The organism is Candidatus Nitrosocosmicus sp. R (genome assembly GCF_054408505.1).
Genome location: NZ_CP167090.1, coordinates 672,010 through 689,122 on the forward strand (window position 1 = coordinate 672,010; position 17,113 = coordinate 689,122).

17 protein-coding genes and 1 pseudogene are annotated in these 17,113 nt (G+C 34.3%); 12 read left to right on the top strand and 6 right to left on the bottom strand.

Annotated elements, in window-relative coordinates; all coding sequences use genetic code 11:
* The first annotated feature begins 134 nt into the window (after positions 1–134).
* Both AAGU22_RS03545 and AAGU22_RS03550 read left to right on the top strand, forming a co-directional pair.
* The gene (locus AAGU22_RS03545; protein ID WP_458720858.1) at positions 135–1,829 is read left to right on the top strand and encodes a PQQ-dependent sugar dehydrogenase; all 1,695 of its coding nucleotides are present in this window, start codon (positions 135–137) and stop codon (positions 1,827–1,829) included.
* A 422-nt stretch (positions 1,830–2,251) separates the two neighbouring features.
* Positions 2,252–2,494 carry a hypothetical protein gene (locus AAGU22_RS03550; protein ID WP_458720859.1) on the top strand — a complete coding sequence of 81 codons (243 nt, stop codon included), beginning with the start codon at positions 2,252–2,254 and terminating at the stop codon, positions 2,492–2,494.
* A 159-nt stretch (positions 2,495–2,653) separates the two neighbouring features.
* On the opposite strand, the gene AAGU22_RS03555 is transcribed toward AAGU22_RS03550, so the two are convergent.
* Entirely contained in the window at positions 2,654–2,944 is a 291-nt protein-coding gene (locus AAGU22_RS03555; protein WP_458720860.1) for a hypothetical protein, read from the bottom strand.
* Positions 2,945–3,228: 284 nt separating this feature from the next.
* A complete protein-coding gene (locus AAGU22_RS03560) occupies positions 3,229–3,777 on the bottom strand; it encodes a pyruvoyl-dependent arginine decarboxylase (RefSeq protein WP_458721733.1) in 549 nt (182 codons plus the stop codon).
* 615 nt (positions 3,778–4,392) lie between these two features.
* Here AAGU22_RS03560 and AAGU22_RS03565 point away from each other — a divergent pair.
* The 4 genes from AAGU22_RS03565 to AAGU22_RS03580 all read left to right on the top strand — a co-directional run bounded on the left by AAGU22_RS03565 (position 4,393) and on the right by AAGU22_RS03580 (position 8,672).
* Positions 4,393–5,265, top strand: coding sequence for a ParA family protein (locus AAGU22_RS03565; protein WP_458720861.1), 873 nt, complete (start codon positions 4,393–4,395; stop codon positions 5,263–5,265).
* 314 nt (positions 5,266–5,579) lie between these two features.
* Positions 5,580–6,788: an adenylate/guanylate cyclase domain-containing protein gene (locus AAGU22_RS03570; RefSeq protein ID WP_458720862.1), complete on the top strand. Its 1,209-nt coding sequence runs from the start codon at positions 5,580–5,582 to the stop codon at positions 6,786–6,788.
* Between the two features lie 324 nt (positions 6,789–7,112).
* On the top strand, positions 7,113–7,376 hold the full coding sequence (locus tag AAGU22_RS03575; RefSeq protein WP_458720863.1) for a nickel-binding protein: 264 nt from the start codon (positions 7,113–7,115) through the stop codon (positions 7,374–7,376).
* Between the two features lie 159 nt (positions 7,377–7,535).
* Positions 7,536–8,672 (top strand): hypothetical protein, encoded by a 1,137-nt coding sequence (locus AAGU22_RS03580; RefSeq protein ID WP_458720864.1) that lies wholly within the window; start codon positions 7,536–7,538, stop codon positions 8,670–8,672.
* A gap of 303 nt (positions 8,673–8,975) precedes the next feature.
* Here AAGU22_RS03580 and AAGU22_RS03585 read toward each other — a convergent pair whose 3' ends face one another.
* From AAGU22_RS03585 to AAGU22_RS03595, 3 genes and pseudogenes are all read right to left on the bottom strand, one after another.
* Positions 8,976–9,959 carry a VOC family protein gene (locus tag AAGU22_RS03585; RefSeq protein WP_458720865.1) on the bottom strand — a complete coding sequence of 328 codons (984 nt, stop codon included), beginning with the start codon at positions 9,957–9,959 and terminating at the stop codon, positions 8,976–8,978.
* Between the two features lie 299 nt (positions 9,960–10,258).
* A complete protein-coding gene (locus AAGU22_RS03590) occupies positions 10,259–10,774 on the bottom strand; it encodes a CHRD domain-containing protein (protein WP_458720866.1) in 516 nt (171 codons plus the stop codon).
* A gap of 459 nt (positions 10,775–11,233) precedes the next feature.
* Positions 11,234–12,422: pseudogene (locus AAGU22_RS03595) on the bottom strand (oxalate decarboxylase family bicupin).
* Positions 12,423–13,104: 682 nt separating this feature from the next.
* Here AAGU22_RS03595 and AAGU22_RS03600 point away from each other — a divergent pair.
* The 5 genes from AAGU22_RS03600 (at position 13,105) to AAGU22_RS03620 (ending at position 15,368) form a co-directional block, all read left to right on the top strand.
* Positions 13,105–13,539, top strand: coding sequence for a VOC family protein (locus AAGU22_RS03600; protein WP_458720867.1), 435 nt, complete (start codon positions 13,105–13,107; stop codon positions 13,537–13,539).
* Positions 13,540–13,886: 347 nt separating this feature from the next.
* Complete coding sequence (locus AAGU22_RS03605; RefSeq protein WP_458720868.1) at positions 13,887–14,072, top strand: hypothetical protein; 186 nt, start codon at positions 13,887–13,889, stop codon at positions 14,070–14,072.
* Between the two features lie 163 nt (positions 14,073–14,235).
* Positions 14,236–14,511: a hypothetical protein gene (locus AAGU22_RS03610; RefSeq protein WP_458720869.1), complete on the top strand. Its 276-nt coding sequence runs from the start codon at positions 14,236–14,238 to the stop codon at positions 14,509–14,511.
* Between the two features lie 203 nt (positions 14,512–14,714).
* Positions 14,715–15,011 (top strand): hypothetical protein, encoded by a 297-nt coding sequence (locus AAGU22_RS03615; protein WP_458720870.1) that lies wholly within the window; start codon positions 14,715–14,717, stop codon positions 15,009–15,011.
* 33 nt (positions 15,012–15,044) lie between these two features.
* Positions 15,045–15,368: a hypothetical protein gene (locus AAGU22_RS03620; protein ID WP_458720871.1), complete on the top strand. Its 324-nt coding sequence runs from the start codon at positions 15,045–15,047 to the stop codon at positions 15,366–15,368.
* A 160-nt stretch (positions 15,369–15,528) separates the two neighbouring features.
* Here the strand turns inward: AAGU22_RS03620 and AAGU22_RS03625 are convergent, their stop codons facing one another.
* Positions 15,529–15,828 (bottom strand): hypothetical protein, encoded by a 300-nt coding sequence (locus AAGU22_RS03625; protein ID WP_458720872.1) that lies wholly within the window; start codon positions 15,826–15,828, stop codon positions 15,529–15,531.
* A gap of 456 nt (positions 15,829–16,284) precedes the next feature.
* Between AAGU22_RS03625 and hsp20 the strand changes: the two genes are divergently transcribed.
* Positions 16,285–16,950 (top strand): archaeal heat shock protein Hsp20, encoded by a 666-nt coding sequence (hsp20, locus tag AAGU22_RS03630; protein ID WP_458720873.1) that lies wholly within the window; start codon positions 16,285–16,287, stop codon positions 16,948–16,950.
* Positions 16,951–17,113: the final 163 nt, after the last annotated feature.

The window sequence follows — 17,113 nt, forward strand, 5'->3', positions numbered from 1 at the left end:
AGGACAATTTTATGATTTCCACCGACTCAGCGCTATCTTCTATTAAATAGGCTGGTAAGTTTTTTTATCCTCGTTCATTAACAATTACACATAAGCTTAATAGTTAATCTTTCATCCTATTATCTGACAAAACCATGAATAAGTCAACACAATCGATTACCTTATTTGTCCTCTTGTTTATCTTATTTTCATTTAGTTGTTCATCGTCTACTATTTTTCTGTCATACGGCGCTTATTTCAAAGCACCTGCATCACCCGGTGGTCCGGTTCTAAATGACCCTAACCTTGTGGTCGAAAAAGTCAACAACAAACCATTAAACATTCCTACATCCTTAGCGTTCTTTGGACACAATGATATACTTGTAACTGAAAAAGAGACGGGTAAGGTAATTAGAGTATTGGACGGACAAGTTAAAGAGAATGTTCCTCTTCTAGACGTTGAAGTGGCTACTGCCATGGAGAGAGGTTTGTTGGGATTGACTCTTTTAAAAAGCATGAACGACACTAAAACGTATGTTTTTCTATATTACACAGAATCAGGTGGTGGTAAAGATGGTGATGATTTTAATGCCGGTGTAGAGCCTGTGGGTAACAGATTATACAAATATGAATATCATGACGGAAAATTGATAAATCCTACGCTTCTTTTGGACTTGCCTGCTACCCCTGTGAACAATAAAGGGGAGCACAATGGGGGCAAGGTGATAATTGGCCCTGATAGCAACATTTACACGGTAATTGGAGATGTGGGTGCTCACAGAACAGAATCTCAAAATGTTGTTAATGGTCCTGCAGCTGATGGTACAAGCGGCATCATCAGGCTAACTCCTACTGGTGAATTTGCCGGAGACCCTATTTTTGGAACTGAGGGTCCATTAAGGTACTATTATGCAATGGGTATCCGCAACAGCTTTGGTATGGACTTTGATCCTGTATCAGGTACCTTATGGGCAACAGAAAACGGACCAGCAGCGGGAGACGAAATAAATATGGTTGAACCTGGCTTTAACAGTGGATGGGCTCAAATCCAAGGATTTGCTGATAGCGATATTCTTAATCGCGGTAAATCTGCAGAAGATTTGTTGATTTTAGGAGATGCCAAATACAGTGACCCTGAATTTTCTTGGAACACTACTGTTGGAATAACCGATGCTAAATTTTTCTCATCTGACAAACTAGGTAAACAGTATGAGAACAACCTATTTGTGGGGGATATTAACAACGGCTATATCTACCGATTCACTCTAAATTCAGAAAGAAATGCTATCGAAATAAACAGAAGCTCCTATGAGGGAAATTTGGATATCTTGGCTGATAAACAGGTAAATACTCCGAAAGAGGTTATTCCACTCATATTCGGAAGTGGTTTTGGAGGTATTACAGATTTAGAAGTGGGACCAGATGGATATCTATACGTTTTGACTTATTTCGGAGAAATCTATAGAATCATTCCAAAGTTAGACCTTATTGATTCCGATAATTCTTTACATGCAAATAAATCACAGTCACCACTGACCCAAACCGCACCTTCCGTTTCTAATTCAACCATAGTACAAATAATGGGTATTGAGGGTGACAAGTCCTACAATCCTAATCCTGTAGTGGTCCAAGAAGGTCAAACAATTCTATGGGTAAACGGTGATGCAATCTCTCACACAGTAACCTCAAATTCTCATAAAAATGGATACGAAAATAACTCTGGAATATTGTTTGACTCTACCGCAATATTGCCGGGACACTTTTATAGTAAGGTGTTTGTTCTATCTGGCACTTATTCGTATTATTGTTTCTACCATCCTACCATGATTGGGCAAGTAATAGTAGAGTAAGTGACTATTTAGTTCTGATGAACTAATAAATCATTGATTACGAATTATTGTATTGATTAAAAATTTGTTTCACCTGATTACAAAAGGACTGTTAGGTGATAACAAGGAAAAAAATCCATGACAGAAGCAAAAATATAAAAAGAAATATTAACAGATGAAAAAATATGGTACAACGGCTAGAGGAATGTTATAGTTATTTTAAGATTTTCCTATAGTTATTGGGTATTATTTTATATTTCATCGATACCATCAAACCAAAAAAATCAAAAATGCTTTATTATTCTATCAATATCCGTTTGCTCTATCTGATCCACAGTTACTTCCGCTTCCAAAACAATCTTTTATTATAATTATTATATGATTTATTATACTACTTTTAATGATAGGTTCTATATGGTTTGTTTGTAATCAGTGTTTATTAAATGGTATCTAAGAAAGTTACACCAAAGGATGATAAGAAAGGATTAGCATCTGCTGATAAGGAAACACAAAAGAAGGTCGCAAGTAAAGGTGGAAAGGCCAAAGCCAAGGCCACTAGTACAAAGGCCACTAGTACAAAGGCCACTAGTACAAAGGCCACTAGTACAAAGGCCACTAGTACAAAGGCCACTAGTACAAAGGCCACTAGTCCTAAGAAGACCAGTGGCAGTGCTAAGAAAAAATAATATCTAATTCATAGTATATTATTTTTAATAAATTTTATTTCTTTATTAATCGTGAAACCATATGAAATAACCGCATGTTTAATTAAATAAGATCTGTCTTATGATAAGTCCTTTTTGCAAATAAGAGTATTTCGTAAATCCATATTGTTTTTGGTTAATTTATAAAAACAACTGTTTAAGTGATTCATATCTTTTGATATAATCAATTCCTTTTGGAGATATAACATAGTGAGGAACATCTGTGTATTTACTATTCAATAAGAGATTCTTATTAGTAACGGGTTTAATGAACTGATTAGATAATAATGATGATAAAGTATGTTTATTTGTTGAGATTCTGTACTTAGTTAGAGGGATAGGCTGGTTTTCTAAATAAAGCAGAGCATCATATACACATTCATAGTGGGTCCTGTACCCGTTTAATTTTACTTTTTGGCTACGAATTGCCACTGTCACGCCTGATTCAAACATCATAAAATAAATACAAATCTTAATACAACCATCGATTAAAAATATCCTATTATTATTGCAGTTAGATGTAGTAGTAAAATCATTGATAATATAGTCAAGAAAGCTAAAAAGTAATTTTGTCAGCGCAAATTAAGGCTTTCCAAATAAAATCTACCATACTTTCATCTTCAGTGTTCTATATAAATAGTAATTTTAAAAAATATGATTATTCTAAGTAGATCTTTCCAAAGTTGACTTTATCAAATACCACCGAAATAATGGCTTCATAATATTAATACTGCCGCACTAACTACCGTTGTCCATAGGCCATCCTTGTTTCCTGCAGCTGACTGGGTGAAATTTTGTGTTTTGTAAATCTTTCCTGAAAGTTTCCATTGTTCTTCGTTTTGATCCCATGAAAGTGTTGGATCAGTGGGTAATCCGATTGTTGTGGCAAGCATTTCCATGGCCAAATCCTCTGCATAATCTCCGGCCTTAGAAGCTGTTTCTCCAGTTGAGTGGTGTTCTGACAAATACCCATATTGAGCATCATCTGCTGGCCTAGCTAATCCAATGGATGCGGCAATTAGTCTGTTTGGCTCATTAGTAGCTGATCTCGCCATTACCGTAAAAACAATTTGTCCTGGTTTCAGATATCTTCTGCCTTCTCCTCTATTTACTATCTTGCACTGTGGTGGTTTGATACTAGATACCGATACCAAATTCAGATCGCTTATCGAAGCATCACGTAAGGCAAGTTCAAAGCTAGTGAGATAATCTTTGTGGGTACCTCTACCTTTAGTAAAAAACATAATTTTCGGAATATATGCCATAGGGTCTGACAATGGTATTTTTTTGCAAAGTTCATTCTCTCTAACCATCTCTAGACAAGTTGTGTAAAGGATAGGATAAAAACATGATTTTTGAATTGATCGATTGATTAACCGTCTCTAAGATGTATAGATTTTTTTGCCTTATAGATAAATCGACTTACCTATAGACATGTAATAAAGATCCAAGAAATTGTTATCTGACAATGTAAATCGGGTTTTAGACTTTAGAATGGACTCTAATTAATGATAAAGTTAAGAATCCAGGTGGTTGATATTTTTTTTGCATTATCATCTTTGAACTTGGTATTATGTATGCACAGAATTTTTATAGTAATCTTATCAATTAATCCATGTATATAACTAGAAAAGTATGATACATTCTATTTTCTCAATTATCATTACTTTTACCGATCACGTTATTCATTGAAAATTTGAATTGATTACCTTATACAATGGAGTCATATTGAGGATTTGTTATTGATGATTTACCAGCTTATATCGGTACATCTCAATATCGCAGTGAATGGTGATTTTTCTCAATGCACTTCAAACAGAGTTATACATCAACGCTTTCCACTAATAAGATTAAAATATATAATGGTGAACTTTGATTTAGTGGCAAAAGTCATAGCTTTCCATTCGTACAAAGGCGGAACAGGTAAAACCACTTTAGCAGTAAACCTTTCTGCAAACCTGGCGTCAAAGGGATACCATGTTTTACTTGTTGATATGGATGTCTATGCTCCAAGCTTATATGTTTATTTTAATATTCAACCAAAGAAATGGATTAATGATTACTTGAATGATAAAATTACCTTTTGTGATTCCATTTATGATTTCTCTCATGTATTGAAAGAATTTGATTCAAACACGCAGATTAACGATATAAAAGGCTCCTTTCATGCTGTTTTTTCTAATCCATCAAAGAAAGAAATAACCGATTTAGATTCCGTTATGAGGAAGGATTCATCAAAGTCTCACATGTTAAAAAAAATGTTATTTTTAAAAGAAACAGGTATTACAGTTACAGACTATGATTATATCATTCTGGATACAAGTCCGGGTATTCGATATTGGTCAATTAATTCCTTGGCCATTTCGGATACTATCTTTTTGTCACTAAAGATGGATAATATAGACGTGGAAGGTACTAAACATATGGCTATGGATGTGTATGGTTCTTTTACAAGTTATGGAACTAGATCTTATTTGTTGTTGAATAGAGTTGCAGGCTATTGCGAGCCTCCAGTAACCCTTGATACAGGTAACTCTAAGTATGGTGAAAATATTTCTTCTTTTAGGTCTTTGCTATTAGAACAAAATGAAACAATTAATAATTTGGAAAAGTTAATAAAAATGGATGTAGTTTCGATGATCCCTTGTTATTGTGATATGCAATTTGAAAGACAGGAATATTTAACTGTCTTAAAAAATCCAAATCACCCTTTTTCAAAGAAAGTCGATGAATTATCAAAGAAAATCGAATAGTTCTGATATCAAATCCGGCTGTTGAGGATCGCTCAGTCTCAAAGCTCATAGACCTCTCAAAAGAAAAAAAGAAATATCTACCTAACATAGTAATGTAGATGAAACATTTCCCTGGTAATGACATAATAGGTAGAAACCTACAGCGACCTGATCTTGGAGTGTATCTAATTTCTGGGCCAAAGTTATCGGGAAAATTACACTATTGCAATAATTTTATATTAAATGGCCTGACAGACGGGGTTTTTTGTATTTGTATCAGCTCTTCATTCATAGAAAAAAAATATAAAAGCATTTTTTTTTCGGGGTTGGAGAGCTTGTGTCTTAATTTAACAGTGTTAAATCCATATACGTTAAAGGGATATGATGGAGCCAGTTTTGAAAATAGTCAAGCGCTCACACATCTTTTTGAAGAGGTTAGACAAATAATTGAAACCCACATAAATCGACCTGTCTACTTTGTGTTAAGTTCATTGACTAACTTTCTAGAAAATTTTAACGATCAAGATGTAACCAAATTTGTAACTAGTTTGGTCTTTCTGCTTAAAAACCATGAGGTAAATTCAATATTTTCTATTGATAGCACAGACCCCAATTCATCCATATTTATTAACAAGGTAGCACATCTTTTTGACGGACTATTTGAAACTAAGTTACCTTCAGATCCTTCTCAGTCGCAAAAGTACATAAAACTAGTATCTATGTTTGGGAATACTAAATGTAAATCAGATTGGATAAATTATACACTGGACGATAACAATATCATAACATCTATTAGTAATCAAACTAGACTAATTTGCAATTTATGTAAGGAACAGATTGATGAATCTCCAGTATTCTATCAAGAACTTTCTTTTCATCAGGAACATCTAGCCATTTACATGAAATTAGTTAATTTTTACGGAAATTCTAAAATTGCAGAATTTGGATCATCTGGAATTTTATATACAAATTTCTTCTTTATTGATATAGTTGGATTGTCAGATCCTTCTCTGTCGGTCAAAAATCAGATAGAAAAGATCCAGATACTAAATAATTTGATCAATTCGTGTAATTCTTATAAAAAGGACCGAGAGAAGAAAATTCTTCCTACTGGAGATGGTATGGCGATCGGTTTCTTAACCGATCCTAAACTACCTGTAGAATTAAGCCTGGAACTTCACAAAAAACTAGGAATACACAATTCAAATTCATCAAATCAATCTATAATACAAGTGCGAATTGGAATTGGTTCGGGACATGTTTTTATAGTCAATGATTTGAATGATAATCAAAATTTATGGGGTCCAGGTATAATACTTGCTAGGAGAGTTATGGATTTAGGTGATCAAGGTCACATATTGATCGAAGGAAGTTTTGCAAATAACTTATTTAGTATTGACAGTGAATTAAAGAAAGACATACATTATCTCGGGAGTTACTGTATAAAACACAACCAAAAAATTGATGTTTATTCCCTATATAATCAGTACGCCGGCAATGCAGAAATTCCACAAAAATTTTTAGATTTACCTAAATCCATTTGATACATTCTATATTATTTCCACTAAATCTTCAAATTCTTAATTGTTAAATAACCAATAGCATCCTTATGGAATTCATTTCCTATTGCTGGCTAAATTGTATTACTAACCAAATTTAGTAATACTGTTTCTTTTTAAAGGCTTGTCTTTAAACATTTACAATTATTGGCGATAATCCAATTTTTATTGCTCGTATTAGTACCATCGTATCGTCTTTGCCTAAGAATAATGGTCTTCCTTTTTAGTGAGGGACCTCTTAACAGATATTAATTGCATATCAGTCATTTTTGAGAATGTTTTTATATCTTTATCATACCAAAAACCTGTATGGCTATTTTTCTTGATGTTCATAAGGTGCCATTTAAAGAAGAAAATCTCCAAGAGCTGGTTAAGGCTCCCATAGACGAATATGGGGTCACACACGTCAACTTATTCTACAATATGGAAGCTGGTGTATGTTTTTGTTTATTAAGTGCTCCCGATAAAGAAGCCGTAATTAAGCATCACGATAAGGTTAACATAGAATGTGAATGGATTACAGAAGTTAGTATGGCAACAGGTAATGAATCCCTAAAATTTACCACCAAGTGAACTTGTATATATGCATAAGATTAACTTGGGGTACAAATCGGGTGTTAGAATAATGGAAATTGACATAAAAACAAAACAAAAAACCTTATCAATTATTTAAAATTTGTTACCTTCGGGTTCCATTAGAAGGTAAATTTGAAAAGATAATCTTATATTCGTATGTGGGTTAATAACCTTAAGTTATTAAAAATGCCCACAGGTTCTGGCATAAAGGAAGTCAATGTAAAATATACCCTTGATGAATCCATCAATCTTATACTTAAAATATTTTCTAATACCGAGCAGCATTTGGAAATAATTATAGATCATGATTGGTTATGCCATTTAGTGGAGTATTCATCAATTCTTACATTCTTCAGGAAATTGAAATTGCGCAATATCGACATCAAGATCGTAGTCGAAATTGACAAGAAGAGCGCAAATTATTCTAAGCGTCTAATGAAATTTTCTGATATAAGACATTCAGATAATCTAGAGGGGTGCAGCTTTAGGAACGAGCACTCATATTGTTTCTGCCACTTCTCTGAAAATGGATTAAGCGATCTGGAACAAGAAATCGAGCCACTGGAGAAATTGACTCAATTCTTTTACGTGGATAACAGGAATTTTGTCAAACAACAAGATTCTTTATTTAAGCATCTATGGGGTGATTCCGTTCCAGCAAGGGAAAAAATAACAGAAATTGAAAAAAGTGTAATGGAGGTCATACTAAACCATGAACCCCAGTCAGAAATAGATGCCAATTCAAGTGAAATACTTTTTCGGATTGTGGGATCTTGTGTAGATCAAATACTGATCTTAATTCCCTCAACTAATCTCTTTTGGGATTTTTACAATAGCAATCTGTTTGTCTCAATCTCAAAGATGTTAGTCAAAGACGTGACGGTAAAGATCCTAATTCACTTGGAAGAAGGACAAACGGCCGTAAAGGATGAAATACGATATAAACTCAAGGAACTATCTCAGGATTTGGACATTAATACTAATTTTTTCTCCAAAAAAATTCCTCAATTACATCTATCAATAATTGTAGACAATGTTGTTTTGGTAGAAATTGATTACGGGAACGAAGGATTTGTTCTTTCAACAAAAGAACTTGACCCAATAGTGTCCTTTTCCATTAGTGATACTCGGGTATCGTCCTCAACTTCAGTATTTGACATTTTGTGGATACAGTCTGATTTTGAAAGACAAAAAAAGATTAAACAAACCTATTTTGATATTTTTAAAGGATTTAATATGAAAAGCGAGAATTACAGTAGAGATTGGAATTTTGAAAAAAAAAGTAACAAATAATCTAGCTTCTATGCCCTTAATATTCTTTTAAATAACATCCTTCGTTGGTTTTTTTCATATTGATTGAAACATTGATTAGATTTCTAGAATCTAACCATTTTGCCTACTATTAGTGTGTTTCTATTAATGGGCTCATACCAGTGCTTCTATGTTCAAAGAATTCTGACGTTTTCCATCATGTCTACAAATCAATATTATAACAAGATATGCATGCAGGTAAATTTATCAATATTTTTCGATAATTTATTTCGTTTATTTAATGATCAATGAAATTCACATTAATGAAATAAACAAGAGGGAGAGTTAAACGAAATTAAACTGTATTTTTATTCCATCATGATCGTAAACATAAAATGAAGTTTTTTGGTGAAAATCTGAATCAAGTATCTTTTCATCCATCGAGATACCATTATTAATGAGGTGGTTTTTGAATGAGTCTTTCTCTTTATTGTTATTGGGTATCATGATTGCAAAATGGTCTAGTCCTACTTTACTCAAGTCATTTGCACTATTAGGTAGGATGTTTGTCCCAATCCATGCATTTGTGGCAATGTGATGATGATATCTATCTGCGGCAAAAAAATGGGCTCCTGGATACGAAGCAGTATGGTAAAGTCCAATCATATCCTGATAGAATTTCTTGGCTTTAGTAAGGTTTGATACGTGTAAATGAACATGACCTATCGATGTTTTCTCAGGAAGACCATTCCATGCTTCATAACTTTCATGATTTAATAAATCCTTGACATCGAGTGATTCTGTTACCATGTGTATTTTGTTTGCATCAGTCCATGTCCATTCAGATGGTAGCCTATCATGGTAAATCTCGATCCCGTTATTATCGGGGTCGTGGAGATATAAAGACTCAGAGACGGCGTGGTCGGCCAAACCTTCATAGTATCGTGGATCGAGATTTTTCTTAATGTGCTGGAGAAATGATGCTAAAAATTTTCTTTCAGGCAGTAATATGGCAAAATGATAAAGCCCTGCCTCTCTTTTTGTTAGGCTAGGATTGTTTGATACGCTACTATTGACACCATCTATCTGACTCAAGACTAGCAATGATGAATTCTCATCCTGTCCAGGCTCACGAGAACCAAGACATACTATATTTTCTTTTGGTTTGTTTTCTAATATCTTAAATCCTAAAATGGATTGGTAAAAATCTATGGAATTCTGTAAATTAGAGACTTTTAGGTGAACATGATCAATCTTTAAAGATGGGTCGGCGATAAATCTATTTTCTTCATCATTATTACTATATTTACTATTATAACTACCATTCATATATATATTTTAATTCTGATCTATTTAATACCAAATGCCATTTCAAAAGATCAAAATAAAAAACTAATTAGATAAAATATGGGAAATTTGTTTTGAGGTAGTAAATTTCTCTTTTGATTTCTTTCTAACGGAACATGGGATTTTATCATAGTATAGCTGTTAGTAACAAGAAGTAGTTTTATTTGACTCTAAATGATCTTGCACATTATATTGTAACCTGTGATCATACTAGTTGGTAATTCAAATAAAAAAAGTAGTTTAGTTTACTGCATGAGAATAAGTAAAAAATTACTTCGTTCTTACTTTGTACTCATTAATTGTCCTCTTATTTCACCATCTGGATATTGAACTGTGTGAATGTTAACATAAGTACTATTACCCTTGATTGCAGTCATTAAGTCAGAAACTGTTTTTCCTTGTAACGGTCCTTCCAAATTAATTCCTGTTAGAGTACCATTTATAGTAAGCCCATTTTGATTTGGATTCTGCGTGGGATCGAATGTGAATAGAGTCACTGCAATTGGTCCGTTTTCTCCTAGAATTCCACTGTGGATATGAGCCGCGGTTACATTCTGGATGCCAGAAGCATTAACGGAAAAGTCTAGTGTATCATTGTTTGGGAGAATGGGGCTAAATCTTGCCTCTCCTGTTGCTTGAGTATCCACTGCTGGAACTTCCTCTTGACCAGTAAGGTTAGCAGCAAAATCGTGGTTTGCAAATGCTGTTGATGTACTTGAAACTGCTGATACCGCAAAGACACTTCCTAGTGCTAGAGCGATGCTTAGAAATAACATTCTGTTATTTTTGATTGTCATCCACTTAATGTCAATAATGTGGTATATAACCACTTTGTTAAGCTTCTCAGTCTTCTAGAAATCTATCACGGTCCAAACCATCACTAAAAATATTTTGGTTAGTTGGAGCAATATTTATCAAATAACCATATTTGGATAATTCTAAATACTATCTACATGACTTTGCATATTTTTCAAAGTGTGGATGGTCATGTCTTGTGATTCTATATTTTTGTCGATTTATGATTTTACTTCCCAAGAAGAGTTTCATTCCAAAACCATTACGTCATGTTACAATACCAAAATGGCCGCAGATTACAAAGGTGGTAATAATTATCCTATTGTAAATTGATATTTGTTGACCATAGATGTCGGTAAACCCATATATCTAAGACCCAAGACCTGATGAGGGTTCCAATGATGGAAACTCTATGAAAAAAGTATAGTAGTCAATCCCATAGTAGGATGACGCTATAATTTTTAGACCTTATCACTTGAACTATTGATAACCGGCCATTTTTTCTTACGTAATGAACCCATCATGGTGTGATTCAGATTGAGATGAGCTTGTACAAGTTCTTTGGGCGTCAAAGCCATCCACTGATTTAGCGAAATATCTTGAAAGCGAGAACTTTTAAACATCTCCAGGAAACGCAATGGTTTATCACCAATATTTTCGATATAGTGACCCATCGCAAATGGGACATACCCGACATCGCCAGCCTGGTAGTCAAAAGTCCGTGCTTTACCTTCTGCTGCAAATACTCCCATCCGGGCAGAACCTTCAATATAATATTGCCATTCATCAGTATTTGGATGCCAATGCATCTCTCGCATTCCTCTTGGCTTGACCTCCACAAGTCCTGCCGCTATGTTGGTTGCTTCTGGGAAATTGGACGAATCGATCAGACGAACCGTACCACCACAGGTCGCCAATGGCTCTTGATTCAGAAAATGATAGCTAAAAGATCTTTGTCCCTGATTGCTAACGATCTTGTCAGATGCTAATGGCCCAGGTACCTCGGTAGGAAACATGTAGTACTTGTGATCAAGTTCGTGCATCAGAATATTGGCGAATTCGATCATTTGCAAGCCAAAATTCTTTGCTAGTACTTCTTTGGGGGTATGGGCAAACCAATCGGTAATGAGAAACGTTGAATCTTCAGAAAAGTTGCCATCATCAAAAACGAGGAGAAACTCGCAGCCTTCTTCTAATCCTTGGATCGAATGAGGAATACCGGGAGGAAAATACCATATATCTCCAGTACCTACATCGTCTAGGAAGTTACAACCATCTTGGTCAACTGCACTTATTCGTGCCCTTCCGTTGAGCATATACGCCCACTCCGCCTCCTTATGCCAGTGCAATTCGCGTACTCCTCCGGCATTTAACCGCATGTTAACGCCAGCGAGCGTCGTAGCGATAGGTAACTCTCTTGCTGTTACTTGTCGTGTCCATCCACCTTTCTGAAGTCGATTGTGTGCCAAAGAAAATGAAAATTTCAAATTCGGTAATGTACCTGAATCAGGTACTAGGTGGTGTAAGAATATCGGGGTTCTGACGGTCCAATTCTTTATTACGTGGACCAGGATCGGTTCCACCAGTATCAGGTCTAATAGGGTCTGGTATGGATCTTTCTGAGACCCTTTTATAACACCACTTCTTGATTAGGGATAATAAGGCTGGTATTATTCATCCCACTCTTTGATGACCATGAACAACTAAAGGTTTTCTTATCTTGATTTACCTTGTTAGTTTTAAAATATTTCCAAATATCTGCCATTTTTTGCATCATATACGTAAAGCCAAACCAAGGAATGATTTATACTTAGTGGAATACGGGATGCTGGTATGTATCAGAATAATCCCACCAAAGTCAAATTAGTAATTTGAAAATTGCAATTCAAATGGCAAAATTTATTTGCAGTAATGTGCTGACCTTTTTGATTCATATGCCACGAGCCTGTCAGAATGATCTTGCAAGGTATACTATACTGTCTCAATATTAGTAAAGAGATAAATTGAAAATAAGATGTTTATCCATACTGTCCTTTTGGATCTCTCCTATAAACGGGACAACTTTATCAAATATCAAATATCTTTTAAGCGCCATCATTTTCGTCCAAATGGGATATTTATGGTGGTACTGCTGAATAGTTATCGGATATGGACCATATTTGTAAACAGGCAAGGATAAATTTGAATTCCAATAAAAAAAATGCCGTGAATATAGAAAAAAATAACACGAAGATAAATGATAAAGTTAGATTGTCATTAAACTAATTCTTGTGTTTTAAACGGGTTAAATTTTACCATAAACTAAGAAAGGACGACCTCCACAATTAATCTCATGAGCGAAGTATATGCAATTTCTGCAGTAACTCTAATTATCAGAAACATGAAAAGATCTTGTAGCTTTTACTCTAAAGTACCTGGTTTTGAATTGATTTATGGTGGGTCTATTGATGATCCGTTTACTACTTATCAGATTGGAAAGCGTAAGCAGCATATGTATTTGAACCTCGAACTCGAAGGTTCTGCAAGTAGCACTTGTTTTAGTAAGTGTCAGCCTAGATTTTTTGGTAGAATAATTTTTTACACGGCGGATGTAGACAAATTATATTCGTATTTTGTCAATAACCCGTCTTTCTCGAATTTAATTCTGCTTGTTCACGAACCAGTGGATGCCCCTTGGGGAGAAAGGTATTTCCATATAAGGGAACCAGATGGACATGAACTTTCATTCGCTCACCCTATGAAAAAGAAACCTATCCAGCAGAATTAATATGATTAATTGTCTCTCTGAATTTGAAATTATGATTATTGATAAGCGAATTTCAATGTCAGTTCCATTACCATTTAAAGCGATTTATTTTGTTCAGATCGTGTTATCTGCTATTGAGATGAATGAGTATTGAACAATGTCCTAGAGGTTGATGTTGATATTTTAAACGGATTTACTCCTAAATCTGGTAATCTACTCTGGCCAAAAAACATAAAATTTTTTAGTCGTCTAGAATTTCAAGAACGCAAAAGGATGAAATAATATTTTCTGCAAAGCGTTACAATTTTTATACTATGATGTAAATGTAAAGGAGTATGTATGCTTTAAGGTTAATACTATTGGTCTGTATGCTTGCAACCATAACTTTTATTTCTGGAATAATAGGATTTTCGCTTCAAATATATGCTAACACTCCAACAACAGCGGAGCTTCCTGCAACCGTTGGAAACGCATCACCATCAGATTTGGGATTAACAAATAGTACCGTGCCAGCAGAAAACACAACAACAGTAACACCCGTAACTCCTCTGTAGCAGATGAGAGGAAAATTTAGTAAAAGATTGGATAACATACTCACAAAATAGAAACATGCTGGAATCACTATCAGGGAATTGGGAAAATTAAATAGGTAATGCAATAATAGATATATCATTGATATTCAAAATATTTATTTAATATACTGTTGACTCTTTGACTATGAAATTTTTAATACGAGTTTCCTTTCCTACTTTACTTGGAAACGAAATGGTAAATGATCCAACCTTTTTAAAAAAAATAGAAGAACATATAAGAAACACAAAGTCAGAATCTGCATTTTTTACCCTTTCTGATGGAGAAAGGACTGCTATGTTTGTAATGGATATATCCTCTCCTGACCAAATGTATAACGCTTGTGAACCTTTGTTAATGCTAGGCGGAAAGGTCCACCGGGATATGATAATGACCCTAGATGACATAAAAAAAGGACAGTAACTTTTTTATAAATCGCTACTAATTTCCATTTTTATATGAATTATTGTTACCTTTACAGGTTAGATTGGGTTGTCTTGAAGACCATGATGTTGGATCTATCCAAAAATGTGTTCCACTATTAAAAATAACAGTTCACAAAAAGGAGTTTAAAGATCGATTTATGCTATGGATAGCAAAAGCCTTTTTAACTTGCTGATTTAACAATGAGAAGTGAACAGGAGTTATATAATTGTCGTAATGACCCTAGTGGTGCCAATTTTCTTAATTGCATTAAATCAAAATCTATCTTATCCATTGCAAGAGTATGCACAATAAACAACACTGCTAATACTATTTCTAGTAATGTTACATCAGATATGGCCAATAAAGTCATATCTGAACAGCCAATTGTTCTTCGTGGAATTGTCTCATCCGAAGATTTTAATAATGTGACTTTGAAAGCTGGGGATGATCCACATAGTGCACCACTGCTTCCTAATAGGGATGACGAAACAATATAATCTGGTATAGTAACGTTTACTGCAACGAAACAGGTGGAAGCGGGTATTAGCCACAGACTGAATATTGACAATAATACTTTTTCTCAGCTTGATACAGATAGACTTGGAGAACTATATTCTGGATACCATACTGACACAGGAGAACGCGGAACCCCCGGTGTCTTAAGTGCTCCGTCAGCTATCGTGACTGATTATGGCACTGCATCTCCATATTTCTCTGCATCCATTCCTTTCGTGGGTGATTCAGTATGGCTGAGAACGATTAACGGCGAACCTTTTATTGCAGTATGTGAACTATTTGCAAAGATAATTCAACCTGAAGGAGTTGTCAATCTGGAAACAGCCCTGATTGATTGATCCTACTAACATCTATCCTCAGATGGTTTTTTCCTAACGATTGCCTTTTGGGAATTGCTTTTATGGTGGGTTAAAGAACACGGGTTATTCTCGCTCCGAAAAATAATTTGAATGACAGATGGAGACATAATGATAAGATTTAATGATTGTGATTATTTTCTTACTCTAATTTTTTTTGATCATTTGCAACTTTGATCATATTCTCCTTTTCATGGTTTAATTCATCATCAGTCAAGTTGATGGCCGATATTATTGTGGGATTAGCCCCATTTGGAGGATCATCAATAAAAATGATTACGTGGGTAGACGTCTTTAATATACTAATTACTGATTCATCATATGATGGCAGGTTCAATTCGAGATCTTTTATTGGAACCACAGATCCTAGATCGTCAATATCCAGTAAAGTAACATTTACCTTGTGTTCTACATCGCTAATTTTATTAATCTTAACTAGCACTAATATAATACATCGCCATCTTTAATACATTTTTCTACTGGCCAGATATCATATACGTAGGAACCAGGGGGATATTTTACATGATAATACGACTCGGAAGTTAATCTTTCATACTATTAGACGCTCTATATGTTACATAAGGTCAACGCAAAGATATAAAAATCAAATCTTTTTTGAAACAGTCTAAATTAACCAGATCAATGAGAATAACCATGACATTAGATTAACCATACGAAATAATATCACATGAAGATCATAAAATAATTGAAATCACCAATTTTGCTAGGTGTAATCACAAACATCAGTATCCTATTTTTGTTTCGGTGTCCTGAGACCGTATTTGATGCTTAATATGATGGTGAACATCGTAATAATTCTATCTTATGTTATTATTACATAATGTAAGAAAACTTTATATAATGTAATGTGTATTACATATGTAGGTGTATATGATAAATGAGCAATAAAGACATTATACCAAGCGATTGGATTAGCAGATTCTTTGAGACAGGTCTAGGAAAAGGCAGAGGAAGAGGATTAGGATTGTTTAACAGAGATGCATTCAGCGATTTTGATGATATCCATAAGGAAATGAATAGAATGTTTGATGTATTTAATGATATCTCAAATAACGCCCCAAAAGAACTCGTAAGAGAATATGAAACAAAAGAAGGTGGTAAAGTTAGAGAAGTAGGGCCAATAGTGTATGGATATTCAATGACTATCGGGTCCGATGGTAAACCTCATGTTCGGGAATTTGGAAATATCAAATCTTTGAATGACAGTTCTGTAAAAAAAATAGGAACACAACCTGATAATATCTCCCAAATATCTGCAGAAAGAGAGCCATTAGTTGATGTGAACTTGACCGATAAAGAAGTCAAAGTAGTGGTTGAAATGCCCGGTATCAGAAAAGAAGACATAAAAGTGAAAGCATATGACTCGCAAGTTGAAGTAACAACATCAAAGGATGCTCAAAGAAAATATCATAAGAATATAGAACTTCCAGAGCTAGCAGAAATTGAGACTGCAAGATCAGCATATAACAATGGCATATTGGAAATAACCTTCGACAAAAAGAAAGTTACTAAACCCGCAGGTAAGGAAATCAAAATAGAGTAGATACAATTACATTCCAGACATTCAATAATTCATTTTTTTAGCAATTTTCTAAAATAATAATCACATTTCAGTTTTATTTTGTTCAAAAGCATTTGATATTAACAATATTTTATATGAAGGCGAGTGTATGCGGTCATAATCGAAAATAGACCAGGATAAACAG